General features: G+C 50.8%; 19 protein-coding genes and 2 tRNA genes. 7 read left to right on the top strand and 14 right to left on the bottom strand.

Annotated features, from left to right (window positions below; all coding sequences use genetic code 11):
* Position 1: 1 nt before the first annotated feature.
* The 6 genes from ACFVYJ_RS08950 to nfuA all read right to left on the bottom strand — a co-directional run bounded on the left by ACFVYJ_RS08950 (position 2) and on the right by nfuA (position 6,193).
* Positions 2 to 355, bottom strand: a complete 354-nt coding sequence (locus ACFVYJ_RS08950; protein WP_419415559.1) for a DUF4870 family protein — start codon at positions 353 to 355, stop codon at positions 2 to 4.
* A gap of 114 nt (positions 356 to 469) precedes the next feature.
* On the bottom strand, positions 470 to 2,353 hold the full coding sequence (locus ACFVYJ_RS08945; RefSeq protein ID WP_419415560.1) for a SurA N-terminal domain-containing protein: 1,884 nt from the start codon (positions 2,351 to 2,353) through the stop codon (positions 470 to 472).
* A gap of 73 nt (positions 2,354 to 2,426) precedes the next feature.
* Positions 2,427 to 2,503: transfer RNA gene (locus tag ACFVYJ_RS08940), tRNA-Asp, on the bottom strand.
* Between the two features lie 31 nt (positions 2,504 to 2,534).
* The gene (locus tag ACFVYJ_RS08935; RefSeq protein WP_419415600.1) at positions 2,535 to 2,825 is read right to left on the bottom strand and encodes an HU family DNA-binding protein; all 291 of its coding nucleotides are present in this window, start codon (positions 2,823 to 2,825) and stop codon (positions 2,535 to 2,537) included.
* 116 nt (positions 2,826 to 2,941) lie between these two features.
* Entirely contained in the window at positions 2,942 to 5,368 is a 2,427-nt protein-coding gene (gene lon, locus ACFVYJ_RS08930; RefSeq protein ID WP_419415561.1) for an endopeptidase La, read from the bottom strand.
* 231 nt (positions 5,369 to 5,599) lie between these two features.
* Positions 5,600 to 6,193 (bottom strand): Fe-S biogenesis protein NfuA, encoded by a 594-nt coding sequence (nfuA, locus tag ACFVYJ_RS08925; protein ID WP_419415562.1) that lies wholly within the window; start codon positions 6,191 to 6,193, stop codon positions 5,600 to 5,602.
* Positions 6,194 to 6,335: 142 nt separating this feature from the next.
* On the opposite strand from nfuA, the gene ACFVYJ_RS08920 reads away from it, so the two are divergent.
* Both ACFVYJ_RS08920 and ACFVYJ_RS08915 read left to right on the top strand, forming a co-directional pair.
* Positions 6,336 to 7,664, top strand: a complete 1,329-nt coding sequence (locus ACFVYJ_RS08920; protein ID WP_419415563.1) for an MATE family efflux transporter — start codon at positions 6,336 to 6,338, stop codon at positions 7,662 to 7,664.
* A gap of 113 nt (positions 7,665 to 7,777) precedes the next feature.
* Positions 7,778 to 8,956: a cation:proton antiporter domain-containing protein gene (locus tag ACFVYJ_RS08915; RefSeq protein ID WP_419415564.1), complete on the top strand. Its 1,179-nt coding sequence runs from the start codon at positions 7,778 to 7,780 to the stop codon at positions 8,954 to 8,956.
* Here the strand turns inward: ACFVYJ_RS08915 and ACFVYJ_RS08910 are convergent.
* Positions 8,953 to 9,942: a glycosyl transferase family protein gene (locus ACFVYJ_RS08910; protein WP_419415565.1), complete on the bottom strand. Its 990-nt coding sequence runs from the start codon at positions 9,940 to 9,942 to the stop codon at positions 8,953 to 8,955. The two genes, ACFVYJ_RS08915 and ACFVYJ_RS08910, sit on opposite strands and share 4 nt — an antisense overlap.
* A 132-nt stretch (positions 9,943 to 10,074) precedes the next feature.
* On the opposite strand from ACFVYJ_RS08910, the gene rlmD reads away from it, so the two are divergent.
* Together rlmD and ACFVYJ_RS08900 are read left to right on the top strand one after the other, a co-directional pair.
* Entirely contained in the window at positions 10,075 to 11,424 is a 1,350-nt protein-coding gene (gene rlmD, locus ACFVYJ_RS08905) for a 23S rRNA (uracil(1939)-C(5))-methyltransferase RlmD (RefSeq protein ID WP_419415566.1), read from the top strand.
* The gene (locus ACFVYJ_RS08900) at positions 11,424 to 12,047 is read left to right on the top strand and encodes a pseudouridine synthase (protein ID WP_419415567.1); all 624 of its coding nucleotides are present in this window, start codon (positions 11,424 to 11,426) and stop codon (positions 12,045 to 12,047) included. The genes rlmD and ACFVYJ_RS08900 overlap by 1 nt, the downstream gene beginning before the upstream one ends.
* Positions 12,048 to 12,180: 133 nt before the next feature.
* Here the strand turns inward: ACFVYJ_RS08900 and ACFVYJ_RS08895 are convergent, their stop codons facing one another.
* Positions 12,181 to 13,131, bottom strand: a complete 951-nt coding sequence (locus ACFVYJ_RS08895; protein ID WP_419415568.1) for a D-2-hydroxyacid dehydrogenase — start codon at positions 13,129 to 13,131, stop codon at positions 12,181 to 12,183.
* Between the two features lie 244 nt (positions 13,132 to 13,375).
* Here ACFVYJ_RS08895 and ACFVYJ_RS08890 point away from each other — a divergent pair, with 244 nt between their 5' ends.
* The gene (locus ACFVYJ_RS08890) at positions 13,376 to 13,552 is read left to right on the top strand and encodes a hypothetical protein (protein WP_419415569.1); all 177 of its coding nucleotides are present in this window, start codon (positions 13,376 to 13,378) and stop codon (positions 13,550 to 13,552) included.
* Positions 13,553 to 13,779: 227 nt separating this feature from the next.
* Here ACFVYJ_RS08890 and bamC read toward each other — a convergent pair whose 3' ends face one another.
* Together bamC and dapA are read right to left on the bottom strand one after the other, a co-directional pair.
* On the bottom strand, positions 13,780 to 15,168 hold the full coding sequence (gene bamC, locus ACFVYJ_RS08885) for an outer membrane protein assembly factor BamC (RefSeq protein ID WP_419415570.1): 1,389 nt from the start codon (positions 15,166 to 15,168) through the stop codon (positions 13,780 to 13,782).
* Between the two features lie 12 nt (positions 15,169 to 15,180).
* Complete coding sequence (gene dapA / locus ACFVYJ_RS08880; RefSeq protein ID WP_419415571.1) at positions 15,181 to 16,056, bottom strand: 4-hydroxy-tetrahydrodipicolinate synthase; 876 nt, start codon at positions 16,054 to 16,056, stop codon at positions 15,181 to 15,183.
* Positions 16,057 to 16,231: 175 nt separating this feature from the next.
* On the opposite strand from dapA, the gene ACFVYJ_RS08875 reads away from it, so the two are divergent.
* Positions 16,232 to 16,708, top strand: coding sequence for a peroxiredoxin (locus tag ACFVYJ_RS08875; RefSeq protein WP_419415572.1), 477 nt, complete (start codon positions 16,232 to 16,234; stop codon positions 16,706 to 16,708).
* Positions 16,709 to 16,723: 15 nt separating this feature from the next.
* Here ACFVYJ_RS08875 and ACFVYJ_RS08870 read toward each other — a convergent pair whose 3' ends face one another.
* Positions 16,724 to 17,815 carry an AI-2E family transporter gene (locus ACFVYJ_RS08870; RefSeq protein ID WP_419415573.1) on the bottom strand — a complete coding sequence of 364 codons (1,092 nt, stop codon included), beginning with the start codon at positions 17,813 to 17,815 and terminating at the stop codon, positions 16,724 to 16,726.
* A 46-nt stretch (positions 17,816 to 17,861) separates the two neighbouring features.
* Complete coding sequence (locus ACFVYJ_RS08865) at positions 17,862 to 18,098, bottom strand: sulfurtransferase TusA family protein (RefSeq protein ID WP_419415574.1); 237 nt, start codon at positions 18,096 to 18,098, stop codon at positions 17,862 to 17,864.
* A gap of 83 nt (positions 18,099 to 18,181) precedes the next feature.
* Here ACFVYJ_RS08865 and ACFVYJ_RS08860 point away from each other — a divergent pair, with 83 nt between their 5' ends.
* Positions 18,182 to 19,612, top strand: a complete 1,431-nt coding sequence (locus tag ACFVYJ_RS08860; protein WP_419415575.1) for a M48 family metalloprotease — start codon at positions 18,182 to 18,184, stop codon at positions 19,610 to 19,612.
* 20 nt (positions 19,613 to 19,632) lie between these two features.
* Here ACFVYJ_RS08860 and nadA read toward each other — a convergent pair whose 3' ends face one another.
* Together nadA and ACFVYJ_RS08850 are read right to left on the bottom strand one after the other, a co-directional pair.
* Positions 19,633 to 20,685, bottom strand: a complete 1,053-nt coding sequence (nadA, locus tag ACFVYJ_RS08855; RefSeq protein ID WP_419415576.1) for a quinolinate synthase NadA — start codon at positions 20,683 to 20,685, stop codon at positions 19,633 to 19,635.
* Between the two features lie 128 nt (positions 20,686 to 20,813).
* Positions 20,814 to 20,889: transfer RNA gene (locus ACFVYJ_RS08850), tRNA-Lys, on the bottom strand.
* Between the last annotated feature and the right edge of the window lie 36 nt (positions 20,890 to 20,925).

The following is a 20,925-nucleotide window of genomic DNA, read 5'->3' as shown; positions in this document are numbered from 1 at the left end:
GTTACAGCCACCAACTTGCTGGATCGGGATGCGCCTGCCCCTTATCCAGCAAGCTAAGCCCTTTCACCGCACGAATAATCCACCATAACGTTGCCAATAGCAGTAGCAGAAAACCAATCAGCACCGGTGTCAGTAACAAGCCAGCTACACCATACAAAGCGCCGATCCAGAAAGTCCGTATCTGAAACCGGTAATGCGTTGCCAGCCAACTGTCAGCTTCTTTACGATAAACATACGCCATCACCACCGCGACCAACGCCGTTACACCAAATACCAGACTCACCAGGTTAAGAATGTAAATCAGTTTACACTGTCCGGCTTGACTGCCGGTTTCTGGCTGAATCATTGGCTGCATCTTAACTCCTATCGGTGATCGCTTTTAGTGTGACATTCCCTGATCATAGTACCGTGACCCGCTGCAAATAAAAAACCACCCCTTAGGGTGGTTTTTTATGCACGCCAAGCCGGATTAAAGCCGCTCTATTTCCGCCTGATCCTTCAGGTAACCCATCAATGACTGATAGTTTTCCTGACCACGTCGTGAGCTTAACATCTGGCCCATCATACGCAGTTCCTGTTCAGACAGTTCTGTATCACCTGCCTGGACACTGTCCAGTGCGATGATAGCAACACTGCCATCCAACAGAACCGCTTTACCAAAGTTAGTTTGATCAGATTTTGGTTTAGCCATTTCAAACAGTTTACTGCGAATCTCGGCTACTACATCACGCTGATTCCGCGTGACACCGGCCTGGGTCTTGATTTCCGCCTCAACGGCAACGCTTTCCAGGGTTTCACCTGCCTCAAGCTGGCTCAGCAAAGCGGCAGCACGCTGATCCATTTCCGCTTCAATCTGTTGCTCTTGAAGCTGCGCCACTAACTGATCACGCACCTCGTCTAATGTTTGCTCACGCGGCTCATGGTAAGCCGTGATACGCAGCACGACAGAACGACCAGAATCAAGTTCAACGGGTGTACTGTTCAAACCTTCTTTGATCAGCTCAGGATCAAATGCTGTCGCCAGTAATCGAGGGCTTGATGTAATGTCATCTTCAGCACCGGCACGACCAAAGGGACCCGCTGTTTCAATGGTCAGAGACAATGCTTCAGCAGGCTCGCGCAGATCACCGGCTGAAAACGAAATATCAGCCAGGCGTTCCAACGCTTCCACATACAGTTCTTCTGCGCGCTGCTGGCGCAGGTTCTCGCGCAAGTCAGCTTCAGCTTCGGCAAAGCTCGGCACAGTCGCCTTTTCGGTGCCCAACAGTTTGATCAAGTGATAGCCGAACTCGGTTTTAACCGGTTCTGAAACCGTATTCTCATTCAGGCTGAATAACGCATCATCAAACTCGGGAGAAAAAACACCGCGCTCGTTGGTGCCCAGATCACCACCCATTTCAGCAGAAACAGGATCGTCTGACTCAGTACGGGCAAGATCAGCAAACGCCTCACCCGACTTGATGCGCTCGGCCAAATCCTGGGCTTTAGCCAGAGCCCCCGCAGCATTACGGTCATCGGTAATTTCAATCAGAATATGCGCCGCATGTCGCAGTTCTTGCGCCACATAGGTATTTTTTAGATCTTCGTACGCTGCCTGCAAGTCCGCAGAGGTAATTTCAACACCCTCTGCCAATACCGCCTGGTCGAGCAGCAAGTATTCAATCTCGACCTGCTCTTCAGTCATGTATTCTGATTGATGCTCGGCATAATAATCGGCCAAGGCCTCTTCAGAAACTTGAACGGCCTCACGCACAGGTGCTGCATCCAGCGTAAAATAGCGCATATCACGCGTCTGGCGATCCAATGCCACTACATGCTCTACTTCATGCGGCAAGGTGAACGCAGATACCCTGTAAGCCATGCTTTCCTGCTCTGTCAGCTTTTCGCGACGCAGCAGTTGGCGGTACATCATGGGTGTCAGGCCAGCATTACGCAACACCAGCTCGAACTGGTTGCGGTCAAACTTGCCATTCACCTGAAACGCTTCGGTGGAAACAATCATCTGATCGATCATACGATCACTGAATGCCAGCCCCTGTCCTTCTGCAGACTGCAGCAGCACGGTCTGATCAATCAGACTGTTGAGCACCATTTCACTAATCAGATTATCGTCCAGTAGTGTCGGGTCTGCGTTCTCACCCATCTGTGACAGCATCTGGCGGCGTTGCAACTGAACCCCGCGCAGCAATTCCTGCTGACTAATTTCTGTACCATTCACTGTCGCTGGCGCATTACTACCTGCGGTCAGGCTTACCAGCGATTCAACACCAAACAGCGCAAAGGTGACCGCGATCAGGCCAACAATGATTTTGGCTACGATGCCCTGTGAATTATCCCGGATGGACTGAAGCATATTACCCCTTAACTCCTGGCCATAAAGACACATAAAAAAAGCGCATTCTCAAGGAATGCGCCTTTTCAAGATTTGGCGGAACGGACGGGACTCGAACCCGCGACCCCCTGCGTGACAGGCAGGTATTCTAACCAACTGAACTACCGCTCCTTAAGCAATCAGATTCTGACGCGTGAGAACCTTACTTATTAACCGCGTCTTTCAGAGCCTTACCAGGCTTGAAAGTTGGCAGTGTAGCCGCAGCGATATTAATTGGATTACCAGTCTGCGGATTGCGACCAGTACGCGCAGCGCGCTCCTTAACAGCAAAAGTACCAAAGCCTACCAGCGAAACCGACTCTCCTTTCTGCAATGCGCTAGAAACAGATTCCAGAGTAGCGTCAAGTGCTCGTCCTGCAGCTGCTTTTGGAATGTCGGCTGAAGCTGCGATAGCGTCGATCAGTTCAGACTTATTCACGTTGTTCCCCTTTATAGATCGTTATTTTTCGGTGTCCCGTTATCCATGCCCAGCAAGATGGTCTGGCATTTATACCAAGGCGTAGAAAGCGGTGTCAACAACCCTCACCACCTTTCTACGCCTTGTGATGCCTAATGTGGCTGGATTTGGTCCACTTCTTTTTCGTTGCTCTTCTCTTTGCCAGCGACAACCTTTTTCTCATCCGCAGCTTTAGGCTTTGGCGGATACTTCAGGGCAATGTCGAGGACCTCATCAATCCACTTAACCGGCTTTATCTGCAAATCTGCTTTGATATTGTCAGGAATTTCCTTCAAATCACGCTCATTTTCCTTAGGAATAATAACGGTCTTAATGCCGCCACGATGAGCTGCAAGCAGTTTTTCCTTTAAACCACCAATCTGTAATACCTGTCCACGCAAGGTGATTTCACCGGTCATAGCGACATCCGCACGCACCGGTATGTTCGTTAGTACGGATACTAAAGCAGTACACATTCCGATACCCGCACTGGGGCCATCTTTAGGTGTTGCGCCTTCAGGCACGTGGATATGAACATCCTGTTTTTCATGGAAATCGGCATCAATGCCTAATGCATCAGAGCGATTACGCACGACTGTAAGCGCTGCCTGGATCGATTCCTTCATCACGTCGCCCAGACTACCCGTGGTCACCTGACGGCCCTTACCGGGCACCACAGCGGTCTCAATGCTAAGAATATCACCACCAACCTGAGTCCAGGCCAGACCGGTTACCAAACCTACCTGGTCCTGCTCTTCTGCTACACCGAAATTGTATTTGCGCACGCCGCTGTAATGTTCCAGCTCTTCACCGGAGATACGCACAGGACGGCTTGTGTCATCCGCCAAAGACAACTCTTTAACCACCTTACGACAGATCTTGGCGATTTCACGTTCCAACCCTCGCACACCTGCCTCGCGGGTGTAGTATCGAATCAGACCGACAATTGCATCGTCTTCAATAACCACTTCATTCTTGGCAATACCGTTATTCTTAAACTGCTTACTCAACAGGTAGTTGCGTGCGATGTTGAGTTTCTCATCCTCGGTATAACCGGGAATCCGAATGATCTCCATGCGGTCCAGCAGCGGGCCGGGGATATTCATCGAATTAGAGGTACAAACGAACATCACATCAGACAGGTCGTAATCGACTTCCATATAGTGATCGTTGAAGCTGTTATTCTGCTCCGGATCCAGCACCTCGAGCAGCGCAGATGCAGGATCTCCGCGCTGGTCCATGCCCATCTTATCGATCTCATCCAGCAGGAACAGCGGATTCTTTACCCCAACCTTGGCCATCTTCTGCAGTAGTTTGCCTGGCATAGAACCGATATAGGTGCGACGATGACCGCGAATTTCAGCTTCATCACGCACGCCACCCAGAGCCATGCGCACATACTCACGGTTGGTCGCACGCGCCACAGAACGACCCAGAGAGGTCTTACCCACACCCGGTGGCCCCACCAGACAAAGAATCGGGCCTTTAAGTTTCTTGACGCGTTTCTGTACCGCAAGATATTCGAGAATACGGTCCTTCACCTCTTCCAGACCATAATGATCTTCGTTGAGGATTTTTTCTGCCCGTTTCATATCATGGCGCAGTTTGGAGCGCTTGAACCAAGGGATCTGCAACATCCAATCGATATAACCACGCACTACAGTGGCTTCAGCTGACATCGGAGACATCATCTTCAGCTTGTTGTATTCGTTCATGGTTTTATCAAACGCTTCCTGAGGCATTTTCGCCTCCTGGATACGTTTTTTCAGCTCATCCATGTCGTTGGTGCCGGACTCATCCAGGTCACCCAACTCTTTCTGGATCGCTTTCATTTGTTCGTTGAGATAATACTCCCGCTGGCTTTTCTCCATCTGTTTTTTCACCCGGCCGCGAATCCGTTTTTCAACCTCAACCAGGTCGATTTCGGACTCCATCAAAGCCATCAGGTGTTCCAGACGTTCCTTGTTGCTGATCATCTCCAGCAATCGCTGCTTCTCATCCAGCTTCAGCGACATATGTGCAGCAATAGTGTCCGCGAGGCGGCCACTATCATCGATATTCTGCAGCGAAGTGAGTACCTCAGCAGGAATCTTTTTATTCACCTGCAAGAAACGCTCAAACTGCTCCAATACTGTGCGCTTGTAGAGTTCACTTTCGGCTTCTGAAAGCTCCTCAATCTCCAGGATGCTGGATTTAGCAGTAAAGAAGCCCTGTTCTTCGCTGATCGACTGAATAGCCGCCCGATAATCACCTTCAACCAGCACTTTGACTGTGCCGTCCGGCAACTTCAGCATCTGTAGGACACTGGCGACCGTGCCAACCGGGAACAGATCGGCCACGGTAGGTTCATCATCAGAGGCATTTTTCTGTGCGACCAGCAGGATTTCTTTGTCCCCTGCCATAGCTGCTTCGAGTGCTTCGATAGATTTTTCCCGCCCGACAAACAGCGGAATAACCATGTGCGGGTATACCACCACATCCCTCAAGGGCAAAACGGGCAGTTCAATTACCTGCAGGGTCTGAGATTCTTGTTGCGTCATGATAGAGCAGCCTCGTCAATCGGTCCGCGATGCACTGCGGAAGAACTTTTAGAAACGCGATTAGGGTTACATGGGGGTCAGAAACGCTATTACAAGTATCTGAAAATAAAAATGTAACACTTGAAGGCGGTCTAAATAGGGTCGCTGTAAGGCCCACTCGCAGTGAACCTTACCCTAGCTTATATCAATAGTTAGAAGACAAACAATGCGCTGGCGCGCGAACATAATCGACTATTTATAATATGCGTTTTCACGCACACTGTGATCGGTCACATCACGAACACCCACCAAGGGTTCAATCCGCTCGACCAACGTGCGCTCGACACCATCTTTCAGCGTCATATCCACAGCACTACAACCCTGACAACCGCCGCCGAATTTGAGGATGGCAATCATGCCATCTTCCTCTTCTACCAGCTCAATCAGTTTGACCTCGCCACCATGAGAGGCCAGCCCCGGATTGATTTCCGTGTAAAGGATGTAACGAATCCGCTCATCGATTGGACTCTCATCCGACACTTTGGGCACTTTTGAATTCGGTGCCTTAATCGTCAGCTGGCCGCCCATGCGGTCCTGAGAGAAATCGATATAGGATTCTTCCAAGTATGGAATACTGTTTTTGTCGATATAAAAACGAACTTTGATCAATTCCATGATCTCGTCATCTTCATTAACTTCATCCGGGCGGCAATAGGCCAGGCAAGTTTCTGCCTGAGGCGTGCCAGGTTGAGTAATAAAAATGCGAACCGCCATACCTTTAACGTCCTGCTTGGCCAGCAGTTCTGCCAGATAATCTTCAGCGGATGGGGTAACGGTAATAATCATTCGAGATCCTGTGTGCAGTGCAGAATTATTAAGCTTAGGATACACCCTATTTATACCCTAGTAAATTGGTCAGATATTATACAGCTCTTACACATTTATTTTCTGTTACACTCCCGCTTTTCCAGTCGTTTAAACCTTGCTGATGCCAGCCACCCGCCGCTATATCACCATCCTCAGCCTCGGCCTGCCGATCATCGGCGGCATGCTGTCGCAAAGTGTTATTAATCTGGTTGATGCAGCACTGGTTGGCCAGTTAGGCGCGGCGGCATTGGCAGGGGTCGGTATCGGCAGCTATGCCAACTTTGTAGCCATCAGTCTCATCCTTGGCCTGTCATCCGGCGTACAATCGCTGGTGGCCCGGCGCAATGGCGAGGGGCGCCACGGGGAATCGGCGCGACCGGTGCACTGGGGCATTTTTATCTCTTTCGTCTATGCCCTACCCCTGAGTATTTTGTTTATTACGCAGTCTGAGTACCTCATAAACCTGCTGAATAATGCGCCCGCCGTGCAGGAGATTGCCTCAGAATATTTTGATTACCGCACTGCTGCTATGCTGGCCATCGGCTTAAATCTGTCATTTCGCGGCTGGTGGAATGGTACGCAACGCCCGGTGATATACGTCAAAGTCCTGTTACTGACGCACCTGTTAAATATCGCCGTCAGCTACGCTCTCATTTTTGGCCATTTTGGCTTACCCCGTATGGGAGCTCCGGGGGCCGGGCTGGGAACCGCAATTGCGCTGTACACAGGCTGCATTGCCAATGCTTTGCTAGTCTGGCGTGATGCCAGACAAGCAGGTTTTATGCGCTGGCGTCGGCAATCATCCAGTGCCATTATTTCACTGTTAAGGCTATCCATCCCGCACAGCTTACAGCAACTTCTGTTTGCGCTCGCCATCTGCGCACTGATCTGGATTGTTGGTTACCTGGGCACGCAGGAGCAAGCCGTAGCCCATGTGCTGATAAACCTGGCGCTGTTTCTAATTCTGCCTGCGGTGGGGTTTGGTGTCGCAGCCACTTCTCTGGTGAGCCATGCATTGGGAGCAGGCAATACCCGAGGGGCTTATCGCTGGGGCTGGGCAGTGTGGCGCACAGCATTGGTCGTGGTAGCCTTGCTAAGTCTGCCGTTGTGGTTAATCCCAGAGACCGTCTTAGGCGTTTTCCTACAATCGGAAGCACTGATCCAGAAAGCAACCCTGCCCCTGCAATTAACCGCTGCCGGTATCTGTGTCGATGTAGCTGGTATTGTATTTACACAGGCCCTGCTTGGTGCCGGAGCAAACCGCACAGTGTTATTGATCAGCAGCCTGGGGCAATGGTTCTTTTTCCTGCCGCTGGCCTGGCTCATGGGCCCGGTACTAGGGTTTGGCTTGGTGGGTATCTGGTGGGTTCAACTGCTGTATCGTGCACTGTCATCGCTGGTTTTCATACATATCTGGAAAACTAGAAAATGGATTCATATAACAATATAAAATATTGTTTTTATTTGTTTTTTATATTAAAAACTGTATTCTCCTCAGGTTATTAGACTTAGTAAGCGGCGCTCTGATAGAGTTAAAAAGGTTCTCATGCAGGAAGCCTGAAAATGGATCAGCAGTCCCTCGTTTTTTCTTTTTTCCTTATTTTTACCGGCGCAGCCGTGCTGGCGTCTGTTGCACTCTATACCCGTCAACCACTGCTGGTTGCCTATATAGCGCTGGGCGCACTCATAGGCCCATACGGTTTTTCATTGGTATCCGACACCGAGCTGATGACTGATATTTCCCACGCCGGAATTATCTTCCTACTGTTCCTGTTAGGGCTGGATATGCAACCCAGCCATCTGGTGCATATGCTGAAAAAAGCCACTCTGGTAGCAATCGGCAGCTCGGTATTGTTCTTTCTTCTTGGCTACAGCGTCAGCCTGCTATTTGGTTACACCCAGACCGAGTCCATTGTGGTGGGGGCGGCACTGATGTTTTCCAGCACCATCATCGGCATCAAGCTGCTACCGACCACTGTGCTACATCATCGACACACAGGCGAACTGGTAGTTGGTCTGTTATTGCTACAGGATGTAATCGCCATTCTGGTACTGCTATTTCTCTATAACAGTACCGCCAGCGGTGAAGGCAAAGACACCATGATAGAGTTTGCCAAGGCATTGGCCGCTCTGCCGTTATTAATCCTGGCAGCTTTCCTGGTAGTCAAATATGTCCTGCTAAAACTGATTACCCGGTTTGATCGGTTTCATGAATATATCTTTCTGCTGGCTCTGGGCTGGTGCCTCGGAATGGCTGAACTCGCCAACCTGTGCGGGCTGTCCGCTGAGATTGGCGCATTTGTCGCGGGTGTCGCATTGGCAACCAGCCCGATCTCGCAATATATTGCGGTCAGCCTGAAACCCCTGCGCGACTTTTTCCTGATTCTGTTCTTCTTCTCTATCGGTGCCAGCTTTAATCTGGGCCTGGTCAGCATGATTGCCCTACCTGCAATTATTCTGGCCATGCTGGTACTGGCGCTGAAGCCAATGATTTTCCGCGTGTTGCTGAGCCGCATCGATGAATCCAAAGCGCTTGGCTGGGAGGTAGGATTCCGACTGGGGCAGATCAGTGAGTTTTCCCTGCTGATCGCCTATATCGCAGCCAGCGCCAGCTTGATTGGCCAGGAAGCTTCCCATTTAATTCAGGCTACAGCCATCCTGACGTTTCTGTTTTCAAGCTACATTGTGGTGCTCAACTATCCATCACCGATTGCGGTCAATGACCGGCTGCGCCGGGATTAAACAAACCGCTGGATATCGCGCTGCTGCCATAATTGCTCCGCCTGTTGCAGCAGCGCCTCCTGATCGCCAGACTTACCCAGCAATCGCAATATCAGCGCCAGGGTAGAGATGACAGCGGCCTCCCCGTATGGGTGTGATGCCGTCCCCTGCCAAACCTGCTGTAACATCGCGGGGTCAAGCTCAGCCTCTTTGACAAAACGCTGCGGCACCGTGCGCTGCCACACAGATTCACTTAACTCGCCTTCCAGTACCCATTGCAACTGACACTCCGCATCCGGCCGAACTTCTGCCTCACCGCCATCACCTTTCAAGGTCAGGTTTCTGGGCGTACCTAACAGGCCTGCAGCACGCTGATGCATTGGCCCATAAGGCGGATGGAATACGCCATCCACACTGCAACGGGCATCCAGCGGATTTAGCATTCGGCAGAGAGTATGTACCGGAGAACGCAATCCGAGAATGGCGCGTAACTGAATAATCTGGCCCAACGGCGGACAAAAATGATCAACCGACTGATACACAAAGCCGCAGCGGTCCAGCTCGGCTGAGGCGGCTTGCCAATCAGTGACTGGGCTGAGATTGAACTGGCTCAACATATCTTCGACATAGATACGCCCGGGAGTGTGACCGCGCGAGCCGTGCAGAAAAACTCGATAACCATGAGACGCCAGACATAATGCAACTAGAAGGTACCAAGTATGACGACGTTTTTTACCAGCATAACTGGACCAGTCCAGATCAACATTGATTCCTGCTGGCGGTGCATATCGCGCACGCACGGCATCGGCAAAACCTGCCAACTCTTCCGGCGCCTCCTCTTTCACCCGCAACAGCATTAGAAAAGCACCCAACTGCTCTGGCCTAACTTGCCCGTCGAGAATCATCCCCATGGCAATGCGGGCTTCCTCCCGATCCAGTGAACGACTGCCGGACTTACCCTTACCAAGAATACGAACGAAGGGCGCAAACGGGTGCTCTGTGGTCATAAATCAATTACTCGATGGTTTGTTATTGCATAAGTGTAATGAACTATAGGGGTATGGTTCCAGCGAGATAGACACGCCAAACCGTAAAACATTCTGCTAGAATCCGCTTTTTACCACTGCCAGCCAACACCCATGAAACGAAAACCCTCACTGCTGCATCGCCGCCCGCCGGTGAAAAAAAAACCGAGCGCATTGCCAGAGCAATTGCACATAACCGGTCTGAGCCATGAAGGCCGCGGCATCGCCCGGCACGAGGGTAAAACGATCTTTGTTAGCGGTGCACTACCGGGTGAAACCATAAAGTTTCAGCTGCTAAAGCAGCACCGCCGTTTTGATGAAGCTCACTGCACTGAGATCATCGAAGCCTCTGCAGATCGCGCAGAACCACTCTGCCCGCATTATACAAGCTGCGGCGGTTGCGATCTGCAACATCTTGCACCTGTAGTGCAACTCGTCACTAAGCAAGCATTAGTGCTAGACCAGTTGCAGCGGTTAGGTGGAGTCGTACCGGAACAGGTTGAGGCCGCGATAGAAGGCCCTCAGTGGAACTACCGGCGTAGCTGCCGCATTGGTATCAATCAACGCCAGAAAGATGGTAGCGCCCTGGTAGGCTTTCGCCGCAGAGGCAGTAACAAGCTCACAGCAATTAGCACCTGCGCGGTAGCAGAACCAGAGATAAACCTGCTACTTAAAGGCCTGCCTGATGCCCTCGCCTGTGCAGATCAGTTCAGGCAGATTACCCATGCAGAAGTTATCCTGGGTGACGACACTGGCATACTGCTGCTTAGGGTCAAAAAAGCCTTGCCGGCGACTTTGCTACAGGCATTGAAAAAGCTGACGACTGAAATCCAGCTCGGGCTGTGTTTACAGCATGATGATGGTGAGATAGTCGCTGTTGGCAACTTCCAGCCAATACTTGACTACGCGTTACCCAGCTTCACTATCAAGCTGCAGTTTGCTCCAGGTGACTTTATTCAGATCAATGCCCAGATCAATCGAGCGATGGTAGATCGTGCCCTCAACTGGCTGGCAATAGAAAGTCATGAACGCGTGCTGGATCTCTTCTCCGGCATCGGCAATTTCACCTTACCCATGGCGACCCAGGCAGATACCGTTGTAGGAATTGAAGGTGCCGACAATATGGTCGCGCGCGCGCAAGCCAACGCGCAACTTAATCAGCTTAATAATTGTGAATTCTACCGAGCAGACCTGAGTGCTGATTTAAGAGCTCAACCCTGGTTCAAGCAGGGGTTTGATAAGATACTGCTGGACCCCCCTCGCACCGGAGCAGCAGAGCTGATCGAACAGATAGGCCATTATCAGGCGAAGGCAATTCTATATGTATCCTGTAATCCTGCCGCACTCGCCAGAGACGCTGCCGCACTCGGCAAACAAGGTTATAAACTAAAACGCTTTTGTGTCATGGATATGTTTCCGCAAACTTCACATATCGAATCTCTGGCCCTGTTTGAGCGCAATTGATGTCAATCGAAGTGCTCTACCAGGATCATGACCTGATTGCGATCAATAAACCGGCCGACCTGCTATCAGTTCCCGGACGCGGGCCAGACAAACAGGACTGTGCATGGCGCCGTGTGCAACAGCAATTCCCGACTGCACGCGTGGTACACCGTCTGGATTACGCCACGTCCGGCATTCTGTTATTTGCCCTGCATCTGGACGCTCAAAGAGGCCTGAACCAAGCATTCCAGCAACGCCTGACCGACAAGCATTATATCGCCGAGGTCAGCGGTCAATTGCAAGCCGATGAAGGCAGTGTTGATCTGCCTCTGCGCTGTGACTGGGAGAACCGCCCGTTACAGATAGTCGACTTTGAGCAAGGCAAACAGGCCCTCACCCACTGGCGCAAACTGAATGACACTGCCGAGGGCAGCAGAGTCCGTCTACACCCGATCACCGGCCGCTCCCATCAACTCAGGGTGCACATGCTGGCGCTGGGCCATCCGATAATAGGTGACCGCTTTTATGGTCATGAAAGATGTAAAGCCGCCGCCGACCGTTTGCTGTTGCATGCAGAAGCATTGCAATTGCCACACCCCATTACCGGCAAGCCACTGCAGCTGTTTACGGCCAGTCCGTTTTAGGGAGCCCACGAATAAATCCAAAACACCTCTGGCTTTCAGGGCAATTTGAGATCAAGGCAGCGATTACAGGCATGCCGGTTGCCTGTCGAAAATCGGTAACGCAGAGAAAGTCTTGGGCTTGTTCGCAGGTTCCTTAGTTAACCACCCGCATCGGTCGACCGCCAACAAATGCGCTAATATTCTCCGCCGTTTGTTCGATAATTCGTTGCCTCGCTTCAAGACTGCCCCAGGCAATATGCGGTGTAATAATAAGATTTGGCAGATCCAGTGCTAACAAAGGGCTACCGGTTCGTGGCGGCTCAGTGGTCAAAACATCAGTAGCAACACCACCCAGATGACCGGATAATAATGCAGCCGCAACAGCGGCTTCATCCATCAGCGGACCACGGGCAGTATTGATTAAATAACTGCCAGGCTGCATCAGCGACAACCTGTCAGCATTGATCAAATGCTGTGTCTCAGGCGTCAGCGGGCAATGCAGCGATATCACATCCGCCTGCTGGAATACCGTATCCAGCGGTAGACGACCCTCCCTGCAGGTCTCGCTACCTATGCGTTCCGCCACCAGAATCTGCATACCAAACGCCCTCCCCAGCAACGCCACCGCCTGTCCTAGGTGACCATAACCAATGATGCCAAGCGAACGACCACTCAGTTCTCTTATAGGATAATCAAGAAAGCAGAACTGACCCGACTGCTGCCAGCGCCCCGTCTTAACTGCCTGATGATAAGGTAGTAACTGGGTATGCAGTGCCAACATCAAAGACAGCGTGTGCTGGGCAACCGCCTCCACGCCATAGGCGACCGCATTGCATACCGGCACTCCCTGTTCTCGCGCCGCTGACTTATCCACCACATCAGTGCCAGTAGCAATCACACAGATTAACTTTAACTGTTCAGCCTGAATGATATGTTCACGGTCGAGTGGCACCTTATTGGTAATCACCAGATCATAGCCCTGGATACGTTCAGCCACCTGATTGGCTGACGTCAACATATGCGTGTCCAACTGGTCCAGCTGCGCCCGAAGTGGTGCCAGATCGATATCCTCCATACTGGCTAAATCAAGTATCACACCACGCATGTTACACACTCCTTAATCCTGCTTGTAAGCCATACAGTTAATTGTAAAGCCGTCTCTGACAAATATGTTTTAAGTTCTTTTTCCCTGCCGCAATGTGAATTATTTATGACATGCTGGCGGATGCAGAAGCGATTTGCTAAAAAGGAAAATGTATATACATTCGATGTACTTCATATAGTCATTGGTGCTGGCTGCGAATCGCTGTATTCTGCACACATTACGTTGGTTCTAAAAGGTAACGACCGTGGGCAGATCGAATAAAGCGATGAAAAAAAACAGTCAGTTAGTTATTCGAATCAATGATCAAGAACGCGATCGTTTTGTATCATTGTGTGAAGAGCTGGACACCAGTGCCGCCCGTGAAATACGCCGGTTTATACGAAATTATCTCGCTGCGCATGAACAACAGGCAGACGCCTGACAACAGTGCATTTGCAGTGCTTACTTAATTTACTGACCACAGGACCTTAAGATGGCTAAAGTAAAAAAACTCAAAAAGCAGATCAAACTACGTTCCGCCAAAATTGCCAAGCAAGAAGGTAAACTGAAGAAACTGAAAAAACTGCTCAAAAAAGCGAAAAAATAATAGCCCGTATCGCACGCATAAAAAAAGGGGCTGCATCGCCCCTTTTTAAGATCTGTTGCTTATCAGCCCTGCTTACTCAAGCCATCCTTAACATCCCACAGAATCTCTTCTGCCACCACAGCCGGTGCTGAAACACCTTCCTCTGTATACACGCTAAGGTATGCACCGGAGCGGGTACGTGTCAGTTTCAACTGATACAAGCCAGTATGCTCAAACTGACCAGTGGTCTGATTGTAGATACCCGCATCGTCACCGCCACCAAACACGTAGATTGGCTTACCGCCAAACCAGATCTTATAACCTTTCTGGTTGGCTTTATCATTAGGGTCACTCAGAGGGTCGATAGCATCCGGGTCAGTATTCTGCAGTCGAGCCAGGGTTTTACCAGAGCTATAGCTGATGCCATCTGTCTCTCCATCACTCAGACCCAAGGCTTCACCCAGTGCACTGGTAGAGAAAGTGATAGGACCTCGATCCGAGTGCAACCACTCGAAAAAACCAAGATCTTCTGTTTCTTCAAATGGTGTAGAGGTGGTGTAGGTCATATAAAAATAACCCACGTCAGCATCCCGGGTTCCCACATCGAGATCCGCCTTATCCAATGCGGCGCTGACAAGGTCCCAGGCCTGGGCTATCGGTGCATCGATTTTCAGTACCGGGTTACCACGGGAGTCGCGGCCTAACTGGGTGCCACCACGATGCTTCTCCTGAAAGGCAACCAGACTTTGCGCACTGCGCTCCCCGGTCGCTTTACTCAGATAACGCAACATTTCGAACATCATGTCCGACTTGTAACTGACATCACGTGCCTGGTTAGCCCAATCAACCTCAGACACCTGTTCTTCTGCCGCAAAACGAATATGGCGCATAGAGATGCTAGTACGGTCTGACGCACCAACCACTGGATTCAACCGAACTTGAAGCTTATCCTTGGTCGGTCCCGGGATATCCTGAAAAGTCAGACGTTTAATCCAGGTATCAACAAAACCAAACTCTTTGGCCTCATTGCTGATCCATTCCGTTTCCATCAACCCCTGTCGCGGTTTGGTGTCGGACAGCTGAATACCATTAAACGACCAGAACTCAGTCAGCTTGACCCAGACATTGGTGATACCTTCATCCACCACGATCAGTTTTTCACCTTCGACCCGCTTCAGGTTTACCGCATCGCTGCCGGATTCGGCATAGAAAAACTCAGGCCTTGGTACCTCGAAATCGCCCACCCGGGCAGAGCCAACTTCACTGACCTGAGGAATCTGAAGAGAATCCTCAGTAACACGCGCATCAAGGTGAGACGGTACACTCAACCGTTTGCCCTGCTCCGCGTTTTCATAATCCTGACTACGGTCGCGAACAATACCTTTTTCACCGTAGATCGGATTATTATCGATAACACCACAGGCGCTGAGCGTCAGGGCAGTAAGGGTTAGGGCAAGGATCTTTTTCTGCATCTCAACCACAACTTAAATTATTTTGCTGGAACGCAGTGCTTCCCGCACTACTTCATGATACTGCTCGGCCAGAACAGTCAACGGCAGACGTATACCCTGTTCCATCAAGCCCATTTCAGCCATTGCCCATTTCACCGGAATTGGGTTCGCTTCGACAAAGAGTTTTTCATGTAACGGCATCAAACGCTCATGCAGAGCACGGGCATCATCTGCCTGACCCGCCAGACCAAGACGACAAAGCTCAGACATCTCTGCCGGTGCAACGTTCGCGGTCACAGAGATATTGCCGTGACCGCCAGCCAGAATCAGTTCAATCGCTGTCGCATCATCACCGGAATAGATCGCAAACTCTGCCGGGCAGTGCTCAATCAACCAGCGCGCCCGATCCAGATCACCAGTTGCCTCTTTCACACCAATGATATTGGGCACATTAGTCAGGCGCAGCACCGTTTCCGGCAACATATCGCAGGCGGTACGGCCAGGCACATTGTAGAGAATCTGCGGTACATCAACGGCTTCAGCCACGGCTTTATAGTGCAGATATAAGCCTTCCTGAGTCGGCTTATTATAATAAGGTGTAACTAGCAGGCAGGCATCCGCACCGGCTTTTTTCGCCTCAGCGGTTAACTCAATCGCTTCAGTAGTCGAGTTGGCACCGGTACCGGCGATAACCGGAATGCGCCCCGCGATACGGTTGACGACCCGCTGAATCACCGCACAATGCTCAGAACAATCCAACGTCGCCGACTCACCTGTTGTACCAACAGCAACAATAGAATCAGTGCCCTTCTCCAGATGCATATCCACCAGTTTGTCGAGGTTATCCCAGTCGACATCACCGTTAATATGCATCGGGGTAACAAGAGCAACAATGCTGCCAGTAATCATGCTTTTCTCCATCGCGAGAGGAATCGGTTTCAGGCAAGCGCCAAAAGTACTCTGACCCCGGCGCTATTACAACCTTATCATCCGATCCTGATCTGGTATCGTATTAAAAGGGACGTTATTTTAACGACTTTCCCCTATATTGAGTAGCCATCTAAACGACATCTAAGGAAGCAACATGAGCAGCATCAGCCTTAATCAGCCAATACCTGATTTCACCGCAAAGGCCACCAGTGGCGTCGAGTTTTCACTAAGTGCATTACATGGCCAGCAGGTTGTTCTCTACTTCTACCCGAAAGACAGCACACCAGGCTGCACCACTGAGGGTCAGGAATTTCGCGATGCGATAGATGCGTTTGCCGATGCCAACACCCAGATCTTCGGCATTTCACGCGATAGCCTGCGCGCGCATGAGAACTTTAAGAGTAAGCAGTGTTTCCCATTCGAGTTGATCTCTGATCCTGACGAAACCGTCTGCAAGCTGTTTGACGTGATCAAGCTGAAAAAACTGTACGGCAAAGAATATATGGGGGTCGACCGGTCCACGTTCCTGATTGATGCCGAAGGCAACCTGGCTCAGGAGTGGCGCTCGGTGAAAGTAAAAGGCCATGTAGCTGAAGTACTGGCAGCTGCCCAGGCGTTAAACAACGCCTGATGCAGCAACGAGTCATTACTGAGGCAGTTCAGCGTTCGGCGGCTCTTCAGTAATGACCTGATGAGCCCTTGGCCAGGCATTCATCACCGCTTTTAACAGGGTCGCCAGTGGGATCGCGAAAAACAGCCCCCAGAACCCCCATAGCCCGCCAAATAACAACACCGCCACAATAATCGAAACTGGGTGCAGGTTAACTGCTTCCGAAAATAGCAATGGCACTAACACATTGCCATCCAGCGCCTGAATAATCGCATAGGCCAACATCAGATACATAAAATCACCGCTCCAACCCCACTGGAAAAAAGCAATCAGAGCAACCGGAAGGGTTACCAGAGCGGCACCAATATATGGAATCAGCACAGACAGCCCGACCAGCAGGGCCAATAGTGCTGCATAGTTAATTCCCAGTAGCAGGAAGGTGACATACGTCACCGAGCCAACAATCACAATTTCAATTGCCTTGCCACGAATATAATTAGCAATCTGCTGATCCATCTCTACCCACACCTGAGTCATCATGACCCGTTTTTCGGGCAAAAAACCGACCCACCAACGTGCGATGGATTTACCATCCTTGAGAAAAAAGAACACTAGGATAGGCACCAGTACCAGATAGATCAGCAGCGCGATAATATTGGTAATGGAATTCAGAGAAAAGGTGACCAACCACTGACTCATCTTTGACAACTCACTGCCGGCCAGGTTAGTCAAATCTCGCACCTGCTCCGCAGAAATGACACCGGGAAACTTTTCCGGCAACAGCAACAGTACAGTCTGCACTTCGGCCATAATGCGCGGCAATTCATTAAACAGATTTACCGCCTGTTGCCAGGCCAATGGCATAACAATGAATAAGAATGCCATCAGGAAGCCAATAAAGGCCAGAAACACCAAAATCACCGCAGGTGTATGAGGGATCTTCCAGTCATAGAGCCGCTCTACACCGCCCTGCATCAAAAACGCTAGGATAATGCCCGCAAAAACCGGGGCAAGGGTCTGACCCAGGGTGATAATCACCACCAAGGCCCCTGCTAACAGGAGAAATAGCAGTAACGCCTCTTCATCCGAGAAATATCGCTCAATCCACTTGCTAAAAATCTTACGCATGAGCAGGTCCTAATAAATAAAACAGTATCGGTCCTTGCCGGTTACACTAACCTCGGCGGATGATATAGGTATAGGGTTCCGATTTGGTGAACATTTCCAATAACTGGTGGTCTGATTGATCCGTATATGCCTTGATATCGCGTATCGATCCCGGGTCAGTTGCCAGCAATTGCAATACTTGTCCCGGCATCATGCTATTCAACGCCTGCTTAGCTTTAAGCAGTGGCAAGGGGCAACGTAAACCTGAGGCATCAAGTACTTGATCTATGGAATATTCAGACATGAAAAACACTGGTTGTAGGGAGACTCCAACTTCCGCACTATATACCAGAGCCAAGGGATTAGCACCGGGTATAAGACGAATTTATGGTTAAACGCACATTTCAGTTTCTGATTTTCGGGCTGCTTAGCCTGAGCTTTCAGGCCAGCGCCGATAATGCACTGCCGGACATTGGCGGCGCTGGCTACAGTGTCATCACCACCGAGCAGGAACATAAACTGGGTGAGGCCTGGGCCCGCATGCTGAGGGGTAGCGGTCGGCTTTATGAAGATGCACTGGTAAGCCAATACCTGGAAGACCTGACCTGGAAGCTGGTCACCTATAGCGAACTGACAGATCGGCGCCTGCAAATTATCGTGATTGATAACCCCACGTTAAATGCCTTTGCTGTACCCGGTGGCATTATCGGTATTCATGCCGGTCTGTTGCTGCATGCAGAGAATGAAGCCCAACTCGCCTCAGTGCTGGCCCATGAACTTGCCCACCTGAGTCAACGGCATTTCGCAGCCCAGCTTGAAGCACAACGCCGCAATTCACCCTTGATGATTGCCTCTATTTTGGCCAGCATTCTCATTGCCGCAGCTGACCCTGAAGCCGGGGTCGCGGCTATGCAATCCTCCATGGCGGCCTCAGTATCTTCCCGCCTCTCCTTCAGTCGCCAGAACGAACGCGAAGCAGACTATGTTGGCATGCAGACTCTGGCCGCATCCGGTTATGATCCAAAAGCCATGCCGCAAATGTTTATGCAGATTCAACAGACCACTCGATTTAGCCGCACCCCGCCGGAGTTCTTGCTGACCCACCCTATTACCCAGTCACGTATTGCCGAGAGCCAGAACCGCGCCGCCAACCTGCCGTCTGGCCAGCGTAGCAGTAACAGTATCGATTTTAATATTGCCCGCGCCCGGATCCAGGCACGTTATGCTGACAAGCTTGGTGAGTTACATGCCCATTACCAAACTGAAATGACAGCACCTTCCGATAGCCTGCACTATGCATTGGCATATACTGCCATGCTGCAGAACAACTTCAGCACAGCCAAACAGCACCAAACCCAATTCTCTCAAGCCTTTGAACAGCAACTGCCCAGCCGCCTGCTATCCGTTGAAATTCTGCTAAAACAAGAAAAATTGCCACAAGCCACCGCGGCGCTTGAAACGCTGTATCAGTTATATCCGGGAAATCAGGCGGTGGCGTATCTTTACGCACAGAGCCTCACCAAATCCAACCAGCCAGCAAAAGCGGTAAAAATATACCGCAACTACCTGGACGACCATCCACGGGATTCGCGGGCATGGTACCTATTAGCAGAAGCATACGGTTTAGCGGGGGATATTGCTGGCGTGCATCAGGCAAGAATTGAATACTTCCTGCAGACCGCCAATGTCGATCAGGCGCTACAACAGATCGACTTTGCCATGCGCGAGAACGGACTGTCCGAGTATCAGAAGGCACGGCTTGAGCAACAGAAGCAAGAAGCACTCAGGGTGAGAGATTCACTGAAGATGGACTTTTAAGCCACCTTCAGTGATTAATGTTAACGTTTAAGGCTAGCGGAGAAATCCAGCATACGCTGCAGTGGACGGCGTGCATCTTCAATCAGCGCCGCATCCACCAGGATTTCATCCTGACCTGTTTGCAGCGCGTGCACCAGGTTATCCAAACCATTCATTGCCATCCATGGGCAGTGTGCACAGCTCCGACAAGTAGCGCCACTGCCGCCCGTAGGCGCTTCAATAAACTGCTTGCCCGGAGCGGCCTGGCGCATCTTGTAAAAGATCGCTTTATCCGTCGCCACAATAAACTGCGGGTTAGGTAGGTCATGCGCGGCCTGGATAAGCTGACTGGTAGAACCAACAGCATCAGCAATATCTACCACCGCGTCAGGTGACTCCGGATGCACCAGAATAGCCGCATCAGGGTAGACCTGTTTCAGGTCCAGAATACCCTTGGCCTTAAACTCTTCATGAACAATGCAGGCACCATCCCACATCAGCATTTCAATTCCGGTCTTGCGCTGAACATAGGTGCCCAGATGCTTGTCCGGAGCCCAAATGATTTTTTTGCCCTGATCCGCCAGATGCTCAACCAAAGGCAAGGCAATACTCGACGTCACGACCCAGTCGGCACGCGCTTTAACTGCAGCCGAGGTATTGGCATATACCACCACTTCATGATCGGGGTGCGCATCGCAAAATGCAGAGAATTCATCAATCGGGCAACCGATATCTAAGGAACAGGTCGCTTCCAGCGTCGGCATGAGAACCCGCTTTTCCGGGGTCAGTATTTTCGCTGTTTCGCCCATAAACTTAACACCCGCCACAATCAGGGTACTGGCGGAGTGCGCATTACCAAAGCGGGCCATCTCCAATGAGTCCGAGACACAGCCACCGGTTTCATCTGCTAACTCCTGTAACAGTGCGTCGGTGTAGTAATGAGCTACTAAGCAGGCATCCTTTTCCTTTAGCAACGTTTTAATCTGCGCTTTATAAGCAGCTACCTGATCTGATGTCATATCAGATGGCAGATGCTCTTTCGCGAAGTGCTCCTGCACCAAAATCTGGTCGGAGATATCCTGTTTACTTAACATGGCGGGCCATCAAACGTTAAAAGGTTGGTACGGCTTTCAACTGATGGACATCCAAGCTTACTTGTTGTTCCAGTCAGCGAAGCAGGCAAAAATGGCCAGGTCTGTCACAACCTGTTCATCAGGGTAAATGGTGGGTCGTATAGGATTCGAACCTATGACCAATTGGTTAAAAGCCAACTGCTCTACCGACTGAGCTAACGACCCGAGTAATAAGTGGCGTCATATTACCGATGCAAGCGG

The organism is Pontibacter sp. JAM-7 (genome assembly GCF_048548695.2).
In the GTDB taxonomy this organism is placed as follows: domain Bacteria; phylum Pseudomonadota; class Gammaproteobacteria; order Pseudomonadales; family Balneatricaceae; genus Neptuniibacter.
The sequence above is the reverse complement of the archived record's forward strand: the minus strand, read 5'-3'. Positions and strand labels throughout refer to the sequence as shown.